The sequence below is a fragment of the Vibrio atlanticus genome (assembly GCF_024347315.1).
Classification (GTDB): Bacteria; Pseudomonadota; Gammaproteobacteria; order Enterobacterales; family Vibrionaceae; genus Vibrio; species Vibrio atlanticus.
The window spans coordinates 2,082,614-2,099,304 of the sequence record NZ_AP025460.1 but is presented as its reverse complement, the minus strand read 5'-3'; the positions used below and the strand labels follow the sequence as shown (position 1 = coordinate 2,099,304).

The following is a 16,691-nucleotide window of genomic DNA, read 5'->3' as shown; positions in this document are numbered from 1 at the left end:
ACATTATGGAATATACGACGTATTGTTTAGTATTTGTAGGAAAAACCGAAGTTAAACATCCGAAGAAGTGATTATCTATCGATAGAGCTTGGATATAAACTCGTGGTTATTCTTTGTTATTCGTTTATTTAAATAATAAATATAAGGGCGAAATCATGACCGACGTCATCCGTGACTTCTTTAAATTGGAATCTGCTGGCGGCATCATACTAGTCATCGCTGCGGCGATCGCAATGTTTGTAGCAAACTCACCATTGAACGAAATGTACCAAGGGGTACTGCACAGCTATGTTCTTGGTATGTCTGTATCACACTGGATTAACGATGGCTTAATGGCTGTCTTCTTCCTTCTAATTGGCTTAGAAGTTAAGCGCGAACTGTTAGAAGGCGCATTAAAGTCTAAAGAGACAGCAATCTTCCCAGCTATCGCAGCGGTGGGTGGTATGCTAGCTCCTGCACTTATTTACGTGCTATTCAATTCAAGTAACCCTGAAGCGCTTCAAGGTTGGGCTATCCCAGCGGCAACTGATATCGCTTTCGCATTGGGCATCATGGCTCTTCTTGGTAACCGTGTACCGGTAAGCTTGAAGGTATTCCTACTAGCGTTGGCAATTATCGATGATCTAGGGGTTGTTGTTATCATTGCACTGTTCTACTCAGGTGATCTATCGACGCTTGCACTAACGGTTGGCTTCATTGCAACTGGTGTGCTGTTCATGCTAAACAACAAGCATGTAACTAAGCTGAGTGTTTACCTTATTGTTGGTGCAATTCTGTGGTTCGCAGTATTGAAGTCAGGTGTTCACGCAACATTGGCTGGTGTAGTCATTGGTTTTGCTATCCCACTGAAAGGCAATAAAGGAGAGCGTTCTCCGCTGAAACATCTAGAACATGCTCTGCACCCATACGTCGCTTTTGCAATTTTGCCAATCTTCGCATTTGCAAACGCAGGTATCTCACTAGAAGGCATCTCAATTTCAAACCTTACAGGCATGCTACCTCTTGGTATTGCTATGGGTCTATTGGTTGGTAAGCCTCTGGGTATCTTCCTATTCAGCTGGGGTGCTGTGAAAACGGGCATCGCTAAGCTTCCTGAAGGTGTGAACTTCATGAACATCTTCGCGGTATCTGTGTTGTGTGGTATTGGCTTTACGATGTCTATCTTTATTTCATCGCTAGCATTTGGTCCAACGAACGCAGATTTTGATACGCTTGCTCGATTAGGTATCCTGATGGGCTCAACGACCGCAGCTATCTTAGGTTACTTCCTGCTAAGTATTTCTCTACCGAAAACTAAGCATCAAGAAGTAAAGCTATAATTGGTAGGTAAAAGCATAATTGGTAGTAGGTTCGCTTAAGAGGGAGCCTACTCACTGAGTAACAAGTCAATTTCTGAGTAGCAAGAAGAGTCACAGAATCACCTTTACGATTCATGTGACGACAAAGAACAAAAAGCCGTGATGGGTAACCCTATCACGGCTTTATTGATCTTGAAGCTAAGCTGTATTTGTAAGCGAATTTACCTTACATCTTGCGCTTTCAGTGATGATGTCACGTTACTTTTCTAGTGTGGTAAAAATGGTCCACTCTTCAACGATCTGCTCACTTAACCCAACTACGGTCGCGGTTACCTTACGATTCAGTGCGTGTGAAGTAGGATCGTCACCATCGTTTTCTAAGCGTTCTTCACCATAGCCAACAATTCTCACGCGCTCTGGTTCTATACCATTCGAAAGTAACTCATCTTGTACATTGTTTGCTCGTTTCTTTGACAAGTCTAAGTTGTATTCGTTGGAGCCCACTTTACTGGCGTAACCTTGGATTTCAATTGAAGCGCTTTTGTAGTTTTCGAGAAACTCTGCCATGGTGCTAATTTGGCTAGAAAATATTGGGTTTACTTCAAATGAGTCATGAGCAAAGAGTATTTTTAGTTGTCGTACTTCTTCTGCTCGAATTGTTTCACCACAGCCATCATTGTCGACTTGTGATGTTTCTGGTGTACCAGGGCAGGTATCTCGCGCGTTTACTACACCATCTCTATCATCGTCTTGCAGATCGGAAATTTGTTCAGCTTCGGGCGTCTCGATGTAGGCTTCTCGTTGCTGGTTAGAGCAGGCAAATAAAGTCATCGTTAATACGGGAAGTAATAAGTAAGTTATTTTCATCATTAATACTCCACGGCCGTTGTCCACTCTTCCGGTATATCAACCAGCAGAGCATTCAATAAAGAACCTGTAGCGTTCATCACTCGGTATTTAGCGTACTGCTCCGAATAATGGGCATCCAAATAATCTTTGCGTGCTTCAAACAGTTCGTTTTCAGTATTGAGCAGGTCAAGCAGAGTACGTTTACCTATTCGGTATTGTTTTTCATAGGCGATAACGGTTTCTGAAGCTGAATCAACATGGTCGGACAAAAAGTTTTTCTGTTGCAGTGTGAGATCTAAGGCGCTCCATGAGAGGCGAAGTCCTTCTTCGACTTGGCGATAAGCACGATCTCTAAGATCTTTCGCTTTATTTAGTTGGTAAGCAGAAGCTTCTGAATTGGCGCTGTCTGTACCACCATTGTACAAGTTATACCGCATTCTCAGCATTGCGAGCGTTTCTTGACTTGAACCTTCATCGCCTCCTGCATCATCACGCCATGACTGAGACGCTTCTATAGAGAATGTAGGGTAGTTTACGCCTTTGGACTGTTTGTATTGAAAATGTGCTGCGTCGACATCTGCCGCCGCTATTTTAATCACAGGGTGTTTATCTAAAGCATCAACTAGGGCATCTGACAATGACAGTGGAATCCAAGATATATCGGCCCTTGGGTAAATCAGACCTAGCGGTTCTTGTCCTACAACTCTTCTAAATTGGGTATGTGTGTCGATCAAATTATTCTGGGCGGCCAATAAGTTACCATGAGCTTTTGCAATCCTAGCTTCTACTTGCGAAACGTCTGCGGTAGAACCTATGCCTGAACTCGCTCGTTTTTTTATGTCTTTATAGATTTTCTTGTGTATCGCAAGGTTACTTTCTGACAGCGCCAGTACCTCAGTCGCTTTTACTGCGTCGAGATATATTTGTGTTACCTCCAGTGCTTTGTCTTCGGCATCTGCTATCAATTGCAAACGAACTGATTCAGCTTCTGCAGCGGTACGGTCAATATCGTTCAGAGTCGAAGAACCATCCCACAGCAATTGAGTGAGGGAAATCGTTGCTTCCTTTCTTGTTAGATCCGTGTCCGGACCGTTATTTGGTGCAGGGTTTATACCTTCATAACCAATACCGGCATCAAGGTCGATACTCGGCCTGTATGCCCCACCAGAGGCGTCATTACGCTTTCTAACGCTCACATATTCGTTAAAGATGCTTTTTATCTCTGGATTCGTTGCCAGGGTAATAGCCACAGACTGTTCCAGAGTTTGAGCGGCGAGTGGTGCTGCAGCAACTAAGCAACACATTATGGATAATTTAAACAATTTCAAAGTAGCTCTCCTTCTACTTTCAATGCCTCATCCGCTTCCCAACCTACGTTTACCGTTGAATTGAGTGAATGGTATTAAACGAAGCTTAGGACATTTGCAAAAAAATGCGAAGTTTGTTGGTTTTTTTTTGAATGTAAGTCGCTATTGCCATTGACTAATTTAAAAAGCATCGCATTCCCATGCTTTTAGTGAGTTGATTATCAATAATGCCACTACTAAATTTATTGTAGGAAATAGCCACAGCGCAGAGTGGGATTGGATCCGCGTTTGGTGTGTTCTGGGCAGAAGTGGGAATATGGATATGGGAAATATCAACCTAAATATACTAGGTCTTGCGAACGGCGTTATAGTGCTCGACGCTCAAGGCCAAGTTAGACGTTTGTCTCCGGGCGAGCAACCAGCTGCTAGCGACGTCATTGTCACTGTCGAAACAACTGAAGAGAGCGTGCCAAACGTTTCTGCACGGTTTGTCGATGACCAAGGTCAGCAAAACGTGATAGACACTGATGATGCGATCGCTCAAGTTCAACGTGCTATTGAAGAAGGGTTTGATCCAACAGAATTGGGTGAAGAGTTTGATGCCGCCGCGGGTGAGCAAGGCTCAAGTCTAACCAACAGCGGTAGGATTGAACGTACAGGGGCTGAAACTCTGGCTTCAACAAACTTTGAAACTGACGGACTTGAATCTCAAGGGTTGTCCGAAACTCAAAGTATTGCTCTTTTCGATATCATTGCTCTTGCGCTTGTTTCAGGTGAAACCAACGTTATTGAGTTTGAACAGGATGAGCCTATTGAAACCGGGGGCGCTTTAACCATTGACGATCCGGACGTTACCTTTATCGCCAAAGATGCGGAAGGCGAAAATGGGTTCGGGTCTTTTGTTGTTAATGAGGATGGCTCGTGGACATTCGTGGCCAACAGTCCATTTGATGAACTTGCTGATGGCGAGCAAATTCAAGATACGACGACAGTGCAAACCTCTGACGGTGGCGAACAAGTCATCACCGTCACCATCATTGGTACTGATGATGCGGCAGTCGCAACCGATGACTCGGGCAGTGTGACTGAGGACATTGATGTAGATGACATCACCAATCAATTAGTGACGTCTGGTCAGATCGTAATTACAGATGTAGACAGCGACACTCCTACCTTTTCAGCTGACGGTGAGTTTAACCTCGTAGGTTCAACAAACGAATCACAGCTAGGCGTATTGAGCATCGACCCTGATGGTGCTTGGACTTACGTAGTTAACAACGACGATGTTCAGTACTTGGATGACGATGAATTCGTTACTGAGGTTTATACCGTGACAGCCAGTGACGGTACCACTAGCGAAGTGACTATCACTATTAACGGTGCCGATGATCCATCTGACATAACTGTTGGTGAAGGTGATTCAGACACAGGAGAAGTGACTGAGGATGTGGATGTTGATCAAGAGAGCAACAACTTAGCGACGTCAGGGACGCTAACCATCACCGATGTCGACGATAACGACGTCGCTGCTTTCGAACCAAACGGTGTGTTTAACCCAGAAGGTTCGACCAATGATACCGCGTTGGGTTTTTTGACCATTACCGATAGTGGCGAATGGACTTACGTCGTCAACAATGATGATGTGCAATACCTTGACGACGATGAGTTTGTCACCGAGGTTTACACCGTTACTGCGATTGATGGAACCACAAGTGAAGTAATCATCACCATCAACGGTGCTGATGATCCATCCGAAATTACTGTCGGGGAAGGTGACTCAGACATGGGTGAGGTGACGGAAGATGTAGATGTTGACCCGGAGAGTAACGACTTGATGGCGACGGGAACACTGACGATTACCGATGTTGATGCTAATGATGTGGCGGCTTTTCAACCTAACGGAACGTTTAATCCTGAAGGTTCGACCAATGATACCGCTCTGGGTTTTTTGACCATTACCGATGGTGGTGAATGGACTTACGTCGTAGACAACGACGATGTGCAATATCTCGATGACGATGAATTTGTCATCGAGGTTTACACGGTGACTGCGATTGACGGAACCACAAGTGAAGTAACTGTCACCATCAATGGTGCTGATGATCCATCCGAAATTACTGTCGGAGAAGGTGACTCAGACATGGGGGAGGTGACGGAAGATGTCGATGTTGACCCGGAGAGTAACGACTTGATGGCGACGGGAACACTGACGATTACCGATGTTGATGCTAACGATGTCGCGGCTTTTCAACCTAACGGAACGTTTAATCCTGAAGGTTCGACCAATGATACTGCGTTGGGTATGTTGACCATTACCGACGATGGCGAATGGACTTACGTCGTGGACAACGATGATGTGCAATATCTCGATGACGATGAATTTGTCACCGAGGTTTACACGGTTACTGCGATTGACGGAACCACAAGTGAAGTGACCATCACCATCAACGGTGCCGATGACCCATCTGAGATTACGGTTGGGGAAGGTGACTCTGACGTGGGAGAAGTGACAGAGGACGTCGATGTCAATGAAGATACCAACGAACTCTCGGTGTCTGGTACTTTAACGATTACTGACGTCGACACGAGTGACATGCCTGCATTTAAACCTAATGGCGTGTTTACCCCTGTTGGATCTACTTATGCACTTGCACTAGGAATGTTAACGATTACTCCTGAAGGGGCATGGAGTTATGTCGTTGATAACGATGCGGTTCAATACTTGAACGATGACGACACGGTTATTGAGCGATATGTAGTTACCGCCATCGATGGTGTAGAGCATGTTATCGAGATAACAATCAATGGTGTCAATGACGCCCCTGAAGCGACCAGCTTTACGGTCGTTAATGATGAGGACGCGATTATACCTATCCTCTTCGATTCTGAAGATGGCGGCATGCCAGATTATATCTCAGATATAGAAGATGATCATGACGACATTCCACTTAATATTCGGATAGAAAGTTTGCCAACCAACGGCAGCCTTTTGTATACCGATGAAAATGGCGTCACGCGAGAAATTTTGCAGTCTGACGTCGACAACGGTGTGTTGTTTGTCCCAAACAGTATCAGCTTCGTTGCCGGGCCAGGAGAAATGTTTGAAATGGGCTTCAGTGGTGACCCTGACGATATGCCAGAGCTCGTTGATGGTTTCTATAATTGGGGCGTCGCGGTGTCACCAACCGAGAGACTTATTACCCTAGATAACGGCAATACGATTACGGTTACGATTGAAGACAACAATAATAAACCTTTGAAACAGTATCAAGGTGAACAGTCTCATGTCGGTTTTGGTATTGGTGATACCGATGGTAGAGGTATGAACAAACAGGAGACCTTAGTCCTCGATTTTACGAATAATCCATTAGGGGTCGTTGATTTTGGTTTAGATGGTTTGGGTGGTTCATTTAACACCAATAGTAATGTTTATGTTGAAGTACTCTATACCTTTGCTGATGGTACAACGCATACAGAGCAGTATCAGAAAGACCCCGGAGACACCGGAAATAGCCAACTTCTTTATGATTTTAGTTATTCATCACCAGATAATCTGATCGTTGGAATGGAGTTGTCATCGACAGGGGGCAGTTGGGAGTTACGCTATGTCCAAGGTAACGAGGCGGTAACTGAAGACCCGCAGTTTGATTATGTCGCGGTCGACTCTAATGGCGCAGAAAGCACGGTAGAGACGGTCACCATAGATATCGAAGAACCGCAGCAATATAACGTTATTAGTGCAGCGAGTAATGAACCTTTGTATGCCGAGTCAGGCAACGATCTGCTGATTGGAGATAGCGGAGACAACATCTTCACTTGGCTAGACTCTACGCTCGACAATGGGACCGATATCATTAAAGACTTTGAGCTTTATACGGAGGGCGCCGGTGATCTGATTGACCTCAATGATCTACTTGAAGACACACAAGATGAAACTCAAATGGCCGAGCTGCTTGGCATGATTGAAGTGTCTGTTGATGGAGACGATATCGCACTATCGATTCCAATCAATGGCGGCAGTGATACTCAAACCATAGTGGTTGAAGGTATTGCAACGGAAATGGGAGCTTCGGTTGATCTCGGCAATGATCTTTCGGTGCTAGCCGAGTTAATCAAAAATGATGCTGCCTAGTAGGATCGTGAAATGCTTTGAACTTTAATGTAATGAAAGCCTTCGGTTTCGAGGGCTTTTTTGTGTCTACTATTAACCTAAAAAAAACACCGTGATCTTAGACAAAAAAAAGCCCAAACCAACGCGGTTTGGGCGGATACAAGTATAGGAGTTAATAAGGAAAATGCAGTAATTAAGAAAACAGTGAGAAACAAGTTTGACGGCCTGTTAAACATCTAAATACTCTGTTTTCTACTTAATTTATGACTCTCGATTACCATTTCAGTTCCCCAAAAATTCATTAATTTTCTCTTTTTAATTAAACGCGTCTCTATTCAATCGCTTAGAACGTAATGCTTATAACTGGTACGACCAATTTGTGAAAATGTGATGTTGCTTGCTTGTTAAATAAATGTTCTAAGCGTATATTTCAAACAGTTGTTTAATACGAGTGATTGAAATGGCACCAAGAAGTACAACCAAAGACAAAATCTTAGATGTGGCTGAAGGCTTATTTGCTGAGCACGGTTTTAATGACACCTCTTTACGCACGATTACGAGTAAAGCCAATGTCAATCTTGCTTCAGTGAACTACCACTTTGGCGATAAGAAGACTCTGGTTCGTGCGGTACTCAATCGTTACTTAGAAGCATTTATGCCAGCATTGCAAGATGCACTAGTGAACTTAAATTTGAACGAAACGTATTCTATGAGTGACGTGTTTGAGTCTTTAAGACAGCCACTAAGGGCACTCAATGATGTAAGGCCAAATGGTACGAGCCGATTTATGTTACTCATTGGTCGAGGCTATACAGATGTGCAAGGTCATTTGCGTTGGTTCATTACTACTCGTTATAGCGAAGTACTGACTTTGTTTACCAACTCAGTAATGAAAGCTAACCCAAACCTCACTCAAGAACAGTTATTTTGGCGATTGCACTTCACCCTAGGGACTTGTGTATTCACCATGGCATCTAGCCAGGCTCTAATAGAAATTGCAGAGAATGACTATGACAGAAAGATAGATGCTAAGGCAGTGGTCGATATTCTTATTCCATATCTGGCCGCTGGCATGTCAGCAAAAGAATAAAACAATAAAAAGCAAAATATTCACAAACAATATAGTGAACAAAAGGATCTGAACTATGAGCTCTCTAAGACAAAAATGGGTAAGTGACCCAGCTTTTAAACTCTTTAAAAAAGTACTACCACCCCTATCTAGCACCGAGAAAGAAGCGATGGAAGCGGGTAGCGTGTGGTGGGACGGAGAGCTGTTTTCTGGTAAACCAGATTTCACTAAGCTACACCAATATCCAAAGCCACAGCTGACAGCAGAAGAGCAATCGTTCATGGACAATGAACTTGAAACTCTACTCGCTATGCTTGATGACCACAAAATTGTGAAAGAAGACCGGGACCTTCCTGAAGAGGTGTGGAACTTCTTACGCAAAGAGCGTTTCTTCTCGCTAATTATCGCGAAAGGGTACGGCGGCCGTGAATTTTCGGCGCACGCCAACTCTACAATCGTAACTAAGATTGCAACGCGTAGTATCAGTACCGCGGTTTCGGTAATGGTTCCAAACTCTCTTGGCCCTGGTGAGCTACTGTCTCACTACGGAACTCAAGATCAAAAAGACTACTGGCTTCCACGTCTAGCTGACGGTACAGATATCCCTTGTTTCGCACTAACAGGCCCTGAAGCAGGTTCTGATGCGGGTGGTATCCCTGATGTCGGCACTGTGTGTATGGGCATGCACGAAGGTAAAGAGACACTAGGCATCAAGCTTAACTGGAACAAGCGTTACATTACGCTTGCACCAGTGGCAACGGTACTTGGTTTGGCTTTCAAACTGCACGATCCAGAAAAGCTACTGGGTGACAAAGAAGACATTGGTATCACTTGTGCGCTTATCCCGGCAGACCACGAAGGTGTTGTGATCGGTGAGCGTCATGATCCACTTGGTCTTGCGTTTATGAATGGCCCAACACGCGGTCACGATGTATTTATTCCTATGGAATGGCTAATCGGTGGCGCAGATTACGCAGGTAAAGGCTGGCGTATGCTGGTGGAATGTTTGTCTGCAGGTCGTGGTATCTCATTACCCGCACTTGGTACGGCGATGGGCCACCTAACAGCGAAAACGACCGGCGCATACGCTTATGTTCGTAAGCAGTTCGGTATGTCGATTGGTAAATTTGAAGGTGTTGCAGAGAGCTTAGGCCGTATTGGTGGTTTAACGTATCTATTAGAAGCGACTCGTACACTGACAACCACTTCACTTGATATGAAAGAGAAGCCGGGTATCGTAACGGCTATCGCGAAGTATCACATGACAGAGATGGCTCGTACTATTCTGAATGACTCAATGGATATCCATTCAGGTCGTGCAATTCAAGATGGCCCAATGAACTACTTGGCTGCGCCTTACCTAGGTATTCCAGTTGCTATCACAGTAGAAGGTGCGAACATTCTAACTCGTAACCTGATGATCTTCGGTCAAGGTGCGACACGTTGTCACCCATACGTATTGAGCGAAATGGAAGCGGCAGCGAACCCAGACGAGAAGCAAGGTGCAAAAGACTTTGATAGCTTGTTGTTCAAGCACATCTCTCACGCAACTAAGAACACGTTCGGCGCGTTTGGCGCAGCACTAACTGGCTCTAAGTTCATTAAAGCCGACATGAGCGGTCCAACTAAGCCTTACTACCAAGATTTGACTCGTTTGAGCCGTGCGCTTGCAGTGAGTGCGGATTTCGCAATGCTGACGCTAGGTGGTGAACTGAAACGTAAAGAGCTTATCTCTGCACGTTTAGGTGATGGTCTAAGTTACCTATACATGGCGTCTGCTGCGCTTAAGAAGTATGAAGACGAAGGTCGTCAACAAGCTGACCTAGACTACGTCCACTACGCGGTTCAACACTGTTTCCACAATGCGGCTAAGTCGTTACAAGAAGCGTACCGTAACTTCCCGAACAAGATGGTTGGTAAAGTACTTAAAGGTCTAGTTTTCCCTGTAGGTAACCACTTCGAAAAACCAAGTGATAACCTAACAGTTCAACTAGCAGAAAGCTTGATGACTCCGGGAGCACACCGTGAACGTCTGACTCACCTTTGCTACATCGGCAAGGAAGAGGATGATAGTGTTGGCCTTATGGAGAACGCGTTCAATGCGATGTACAGCATCAAGCCTCTGGAGCGTAAAATCTTCAAAGCAGTGAAAGAGGGCAAAGTGGCTCGTAAAGGCTTGTTGGCAGACAAACTGGCTCAAGCACTTGCTGCTGACGTTCTGACACAAGAAGAAGTCGACCAAATTGTTGCTGCTGATAAACTACGCTATACAGCGATTCAAGTTGACCACTTCAGTCATGATTTTAGCGAAACTTTGACGCGAAAAGAGTTAAAACCTAAGCTAAATAGCGTTGCTTAGATAAGGAAATGATAAAAGGCACCTAATAAGGCTGTCTCTTGATCACAAGTCTGGTTAATCAAGAGACTTAGCGAGTTCATACCCTTCAAGGATGGTTTGTAACCTAAGCCATCCTTGCCATAACGTCTTTATAGAAGCGCGACCTGTTCGCTTGGTATTCTTCCAACCACCTAACCGAGCAATACCGTTGTAAGCCCATGATATATTAGGCGCTTCTTTCGGTAGTTTTTTGCTCTCCAACTTGAGCCACATTAACTTCCACGCTTTGCCTTTTAATACCTGCTCACAACTGCTCTTAGATAACTCGTCTGATTCATTCATAAACCTCAACTGGAGTAACCGAGTCGCGATAAAAGCCAAAACGACGCTGAGCCTTTCTAAGTTATCCTTACTTTGCATTCTCAGTTGCTCAACTTCAGTCCCTTCACTTTTCCAGACTTTATGAAAATCTTCTATTAGCCAGCGCCGCTCATAATAACTGACGATTTTGAGTGCCTCTTCCTTGCTCGTTATCGGCTCTGAAGTCAGTAAGTGCCATGCGAGCTTATTACCACTCTCTCCTTGTTCTATACATCCCACGTAGTAAAGCGGAATGTTATCGAACTCTTTCTTGTTAGCAGGAGACTTGAGTGTCACGGGGGCATATTTGATATCTAAATGAGCCTTGCGAGCTTTACGACCGCCTTTTTGCGGTATTTCGAGCACTTTCTCTCCGGCTGATAACAGGGTAGAGGCATAGCTATAAAGACGATTATCATGCTCTTCAATACAGCGGCTTTGCATTGAGCGAACGAGGAACCTTTGTTGTTGCTCTCGCTTGTAAGTGAGGTATTCAAATAGGTCGGCTTCTCTATCGCACACAGAAATGACATCCGAAATTTTATCGCCAAGTCGCTCAGCGACATGGCGAGAGGCTTGTTCCCACTTATAACTTTCTTTCTCTTTGTATGGTCGAGTCGCATGCTGGTGCCTTTGACCTCGCTTTTCTATATCACGAGTCCAGCGCTGTTGTTCAATTAAACCAATAACAGATTGAGTGTCGGGAGCAAAAAGTAAGGTTGAGTGTACGAACATGGCGCGATGTCGATTGCCTTGATTGGAGTGCCCGAGTTCATCTCGAATGCTGCGATGGGAGTAACTGAGAGAAGTGGTGTCTTCTAAGGCAAGAAGTGTTTGTTGCTCTAATGCTTCTTGTGCGGTGACATAAAAACCCGCTTCTGCGATATCTTCTGCTTTGATTTGCTCATTACGGATGAAGCGATAAGCCCCTTCCATTTCAGCAGGGGAGATAATGAGTTTCGAGACGGGTACGCCAGGCTGCTCGGCCAGTGAGGCTGCGAGAGCAACGAGTCTTTGAGTGCGTCTAGGGTCATTAAGGTGGGCTTGACCGAACTGTTTTTGTGCCCAAAGGGTTGGCTCTATATAGGTCATGATAATCATCCTTGTCATTGCTTAGATGATCAGATCATGAAACCTAAAAATAGTTCAAAAAAAATCCCCAAGCGTGGCTTAGGGATTTGTGTATAAGAGACAGCCTAATAAGGTGCCTTTTTTAGTTTTTGTCGTAGAAGTCTCAATACATGCGTTAACAAATGGTGACTTAGTCAGCAAATATCAGTTGAGTGCTCCAACCACTTGCATTTTCACCACATTTTTACAGAAATTAGATGCCATTTGCGCACGAAACTCTTATCCTTAACCTGATTTTTTAAGGAAGTTGAATATGATCATCAAACCTCGAATTCGCGGATTCATCTGTACTACAACACATCCAGTCGGTTGTGAAGCTAATGTAAAAGAACAAATTGCTTACACAAAAGCTCAAGGCCCAATCGCAAATGCACCTAAACGTGTACTCGTTGTTGGCTCTTCAAGTGGCTACGGCTTGTCTTCACGTATTGCGGCTGCATTTGGTGGCGGCGCTTCAACTATCGGTGTTTTCTTCGAGAAAGCCGGTACTGAGAAAAAGCCGGGCACAGCTGGTTTTTACAACTCAGCAGCGTTCGATAAGCTAGCTAAAGAAGAAGGCCTGTATTCAAAAAGCCTTAACGGCGATGCTTTCTCTAACGAAGCTAAACAGAAAACAATTGACCTGATCAAAGAAGATCTAGGTCAAATCGATATGGTTGTGTACTCACTGGCATCTCCAGTGCGTAAAATGCCAGAGACTGGCGAAGTGATTCGTTCATCTCTTAAACCTATCGGTGAGACTTACACATCTACAGCGGTAGATACAAACAAAGATGCGATCATTGAAGCAAGCGTTGAGCCTGCTACTGAAGAAGAGATCAAAGACACTGTTACTGTAATGGGCGGTGAAGATTGGGAACTTTGGATCAACGCACTTTCTGAAGCGGGTGTTCTAGCTGACGGTTGTAAGACTGTTGCTTACAGCTACATCGGTACTGAGCTAACGTGGCCAATCTACTGGGATGGCGCGCTAGGTAAAGCTAAGATGGATCTAGACCGTGCAGCGTCAGCGCTTAACGAGAAACTAGGCCAAACTGGTGGTACTGCAAACGTTGCTGTTCTTAAGTCTGTTGTGACTCAAGCAAGTTCTGCAATCCCTGTTATGCCTCTTTACATCGCTATGGTGTTCAAGAAAATGCGTGAAGAAGGCATTCACGAAGGTTGTATGGAACAGATCTTCCGTATGTTCAGCCAACGTTTATACAAAGAAGATGGTAGCGCAGCAGAAGTTGACGAAGTGAACCGTCTACGTCTAGACGACCTAGAACTTCGTGACGACATTCAAGAGCATTGTCGTAACCTATGGCCTCAAATCACAACTGAAAACCTGAAAGAACTGACTGACTACGTAGAGTACAAAGAAGAGTTCTTGAAGTTGTTCGGTTTCGGTGTTGATGGTGTTGATTACGAAGCTGACGTTGAGACAGCTGTTGAATTTGATGTAGCTGACATCTAATTCAAACAATCGAATCAAAACGAAATAGGCGCTCATTGAGCGCCTATTTTTTTGTCTGTAGTTTGAGGGAAGTAGTATAGAGATGTGGGATGAGAAAAGAGATTAAGTAATAAAAAATGCACTAACTCAAAGATGAATTAGTGCATTTAAAATATCTAATCTAAAGCGTTATAACGCTGAATAAACTAGCTAATGATAATGATAAAGGTACCCGCTAAGGTCATCAATATATTGGCTATTGCGTACGTACCCGCGTACCCCAGTGCTGGGATAGTTGAACGAGCGTGGTCATTCACTATGTCCATCGCCGGAGCACAGGTTCGTGCGCCAATGATGGCTCCAAAAAGAAGAGCTCGATTCATTTTCAGTGCGTAAGCGCCGACTAAGTAAGCGAAGAATACCGGCAGTACACTCACGATAAGTGCTATCCCGATAACTTGCGGACCCACTTGGGTCAAATGCTCAAATATCTTACCCCCGGCGCTCAAGCCGATACCGACCATAAAGAACATCAAACCGAGATCTTTAACCATATTCAACGCCCCTTGAGGAACGTAACCGAAGGTAGGGTGGTTCGCTCGTAAGAAGCCAAGCATGATGCCTGATAAAAGAAGACCAACCGCATTACCTAAACCAAATGAGACTTGTCCGAATGTCATGGTGATCAAACCAAACAAAATACCCAGAATGAAGAAGCTACAGAAAGCCGTCAAATCGGCCATTTGGCTGTGAATCGAGATGAAACCAATTTTTTCTGCAAGGCCGTGAACACGGCTCTTTTCACCACTGACTTGTAGTACATCACCTTTAGAAAGTACGATGTTTAAGTCCATCGGCATTTCAATTTGAGCTCTTACTACGCGGTTAAGGAAACAGCCGTATTCGGATAAGTTTAAGTCAGATAAACGCTTACCCGCGATGTTGTCACTTTTAACGACGATCTCTTCTTCAACGATTCGTAGATCGAGAAGATTACGGTCAAAAACTTCTTTGCCGTTTCGGAAACTTGGATCAAGACGAGCGTGGCTGTCAGGGAAGCCAACTAATGCGATTTCATCACCTTCTTGCAGAATGGCATCGCCATCAGGGTGGGCAAGAATACCATTACGTCGGATCCGCTCGATGTAGCAACCAGTTTGGCGATAGATGCCAAGCTCACGAAGGTTCTTGCCATCAGTCCAGGTAATGAGTTCTGGTCCCACACGATAAGCTCGGATAATAGGTAAGTAAACCTTACGCTGGCCAGAGGTGCCTAGGCCACGCTCTTGAGCTATTTGTTCTGCAGAGTCGTGTAGGTTTACTTTCTGAAGCTTTGGAATAAGGCGGGCAAACATAATCATACTGATTAAGCCGACTAAATAAGCCATCGCGTAACCTACAGAGAGGTTTTCTATGACCAGACCCAGGTCCATGTTTCTTGGCACTTCAGCTAAACCTGAATTGAGTGCATCTTGCGCACCAACTAATATTGGTGTTGCAGTTAGTGCTCCCGCCATCATGCCGGCGGAAAGTCCGAAACCAAGACCTAAATATTCGCTGCAAAAATAAGTAAGGGCAATAGCCGTAGAAAGTACAACGAGGCTAAGAATGAGGTAATGCTTACCGTCTCTGAAGAATATACCGAAGAAGTTGGGGCCAGCTTCAATACCTACACAGTAAATGAAGAGCATGAAACCAATCGTGAGAGCGTCGGCGTTAAAGGAAAAGCCAAGATGTCCCATGATAAGAGAAGTAATCAGAACACCGATTGAATTTCCTAGTTGGAGACTACCGAAACGAATTTTACCAATGGCGAGGCCAATAGATAACACAACAAAAATGAGAAGGATGGGGTTTTGTTTTAACAGCAAGACAACGTCGATATTCACAGTGATTGCTCAATAATTAGCGTGAAACACAGGATCAGTTTGAGGAATGAATTGTATCTAAATATAAATAAATTATAAGTGCTATTTTCAATTTTATTCGATATTGACCTTAATCTTACTCCGGTTGAAAAATTGTCATAAAAAAGCCCGCTACAATGAGCGGGCTTTATATCAATCATACAGTCTAACTGTTTTATCTATCAGCTGTTTAGGCTTTAGCCTCGATTTTCGTTTGAGAAATCCCAGTTTAGTCGAAAAGACCTAGGTTTTCTTTTGCGTATGCTTCAAATTCTGTGCAGCCGCCAATGTGATCTTGGTCGATGAAGATTTGTGGAACTGTGTCTACAGGTTTACCAACAGTCTTCTCTAGGTCAGCTTTGCTGATGCCTTCAGCGTGGATGTCAACGTAACGGTAGTTGAAGTCATCGCGTTTAGCTTTAAGAGTTTCAGCATGCTCTTTTGCGCGAACACAGAATGGACAAGCAGGGCGACCAAAAATAACTACAAACATTTAATTTCTCCTAAATACGGGATGAGGCTCGTTAACTCATTTATGTTAACTATTCTATTATGAATGCCACTCAAAATTTCTTAAAACCAACTATGCCTCAATGGCATGGGGAAATAAAGATGGAATTGCCTCTTAATACGATAGGTTTTGCCTATCAGCGCAAATATTAATCATAAAAGGCTAGAGTCTTGTTTACTGGCCACTGTCATCGTGAATTCCCCTCAATATTAGTATGTGAATTCCCCCTAAGATTGCAACTTTAGTCGATATTTAGTGCGACAAGTTGCACCTTGTCAAAAAAATCAAACGCAGAACGAGGCATCCTTTATCTAGGTATGGAACCATATTCTGTAAGCTGTCTGAAGTAATGATGTTTTAGTGCATTCGTATTTT

At 44.2% G+C, this 16,691-nt stretch carries 10 protein-coding genes; 5 read left to right on the top strand and 5 right to left on the bottom strand.

Features of this window, described 5'->3' with window-relative positions; genetic code table 11:
* The first annotated feature begins 155 nt into the window (after window positions 1-155).
* Complete coding sequence (gene nhaA, locus OCV30_RS09300; RefSeq protein ID WP_029222855.1) at window positions 156-1,319, top strand: Na+/H+ antiporter NhaA; 1,164 nt, start codon at window positions 156-158, stop codon at window positions 1,317-1,319.
* A gap of 237 nt (window positions 1,320-1,556) precedes the next feature.
* Here the strand turns inward: nhaA and OCV30_RS09295 are convergent, their stop codons facing one another.
* Together OCV30_RS09295 and OCV30_RS09290 are read right to left on the bottom strand one after the other, a co-directional pair.
* Window positions 1,557-2,168 carry an OmpA family protein gene (locus OCV30_RS09295; protein WP_065680192.1) on the bottom strand — a complete coding sequence of 204 codons (612 nt, stop codon included), beginning with the start codon at window positions 2,166-2,168 and terminating at the stop codon, window positions 1,557-1,559.
* Window positions 2,168-3,475 carry a TolC family outer membrane protein gene (locus OCV30_RS09290; RefSeq protein ID WP_065680191.1) on the bottom strand — a complete coding sequence of 436 codons (1,308 nt, stop codon included), beginning with the start codon at window positions 3,473-3,475 and terminating at the stop codon, window positions 2,168-2,170. Before OCV30_RS09290 ends, OCV30_RS09295 begins: the two co-directional genes overlap by 1 nt.
* A 301-nt stretch (window positions 3,476-3,776) precedes the next feature.
* On the opposite strand from OCV30_RS09290, the gene OCV30_RS09285 reads away from it, so the two are divergent.
* The 3 genes from OCV30_RS09285 (at window position 3,777) to OCV30_RS09275 (ending at window position 10,993) form a co-directional block, all read left to right on the top strand.
* Window positions 3,777-7,586, top strand: coding sequence for a VCBS domain-containing protein (locus tag OCV30_RS09285; RefSeq protein WP_065680190.1), 3,810 nt, complete (start codon window positions 3,777-3,779; stop codon window positions 7,584-7,586).
* A gap of 439 nt (window positions 7,587-8,025) precedes the next feature.
* Window positions 8,026-8,655: a TetR family transcriptional repressor PsrA gene (psrA, locus tag OCV30_RS09280; RefSeq protein WP_009847073.1), complete on the top strand. Its 630-nt coding sequence runs from the start codon at window positions 8,026-8,028 to the stop codon at window positions 8,653-8,655.
* A gap of 55 nt (window positions 8,656-8,710) precedes the next feature.
* Window positions 8,711-10,993: an acyl-CoA dehydrogenase gene (locus OCV30_RS09275; protein WP_004734682.1), complete on the top strand. Its 2,283-nt coding sequence runs from the start codon at window positions 8,711-8,713 to the stop codon at window positions 10,991-10,993.
* A 54-nt stretch (window positions 10,994-11,047) separates the two neighbouring features.
* Here OCV30_RS09275 and OCV30_RS09270 read toward each other — a convergent pair whose 3' ends face one another.
* The gene (locus tag OCV30_RS09270) at window positions 11,048-12,424 is read right to left on the bottom strand and encodes an IS4 family transposase (protein WP_102265919.1); all 1,377 of its coding nucleotides are present in this window, start codon (window positions 12,422-12,424) and stop codon (window positions 11,048-11,050) included.
* Between the two features lie 292 nt (window positions 12,425-12,716).
* On the opposite strand from OCV30_RS09270, the gene fabV reads away from it, so the two are divergent.
* Entirely contained in the window at window positions 12,717-13,919 is a 1,203-nt protein-coding gene (gene fabV, locus OCV30_RS09265) for an enoyl-ACP reductase FabV (RefSeq protein ID WP_065680225.1), read from the top strand.
* Between the two features lie 185 nt (window positions 13,920-14,104).
* Here fabV and OCV30_RS09260 read toward each other — a convergent pair whose 3' ends face one another.
* Window positions 14,105-15,787 (bottom strand): aspartate:alanine antiporter, encoded by a 1,683-nt coding sequence (locus OCV30_RS09260; protein WP_012604238.1) that lies wholly within the window; start codon window positions 15,785-15,787, stop codon window positions 14,105-14,107.
* A gap of 247 nt (window positions 15,788-16,034) precedes the next feature.
* Window positions 16,035-16,298: a GrxA family glutaredoxin gene (locus OCV30_RS09255; RefSeq protein WP_009847069.1), complete on the bottom strand. Its 264-nt coding sequence runs from the start codon at window positions 16,296-16,298 to the stop codon at window positions 16,035-16,037.
* Window positions 16,299-16,691 lie beyond the last annotated feature (393 nt).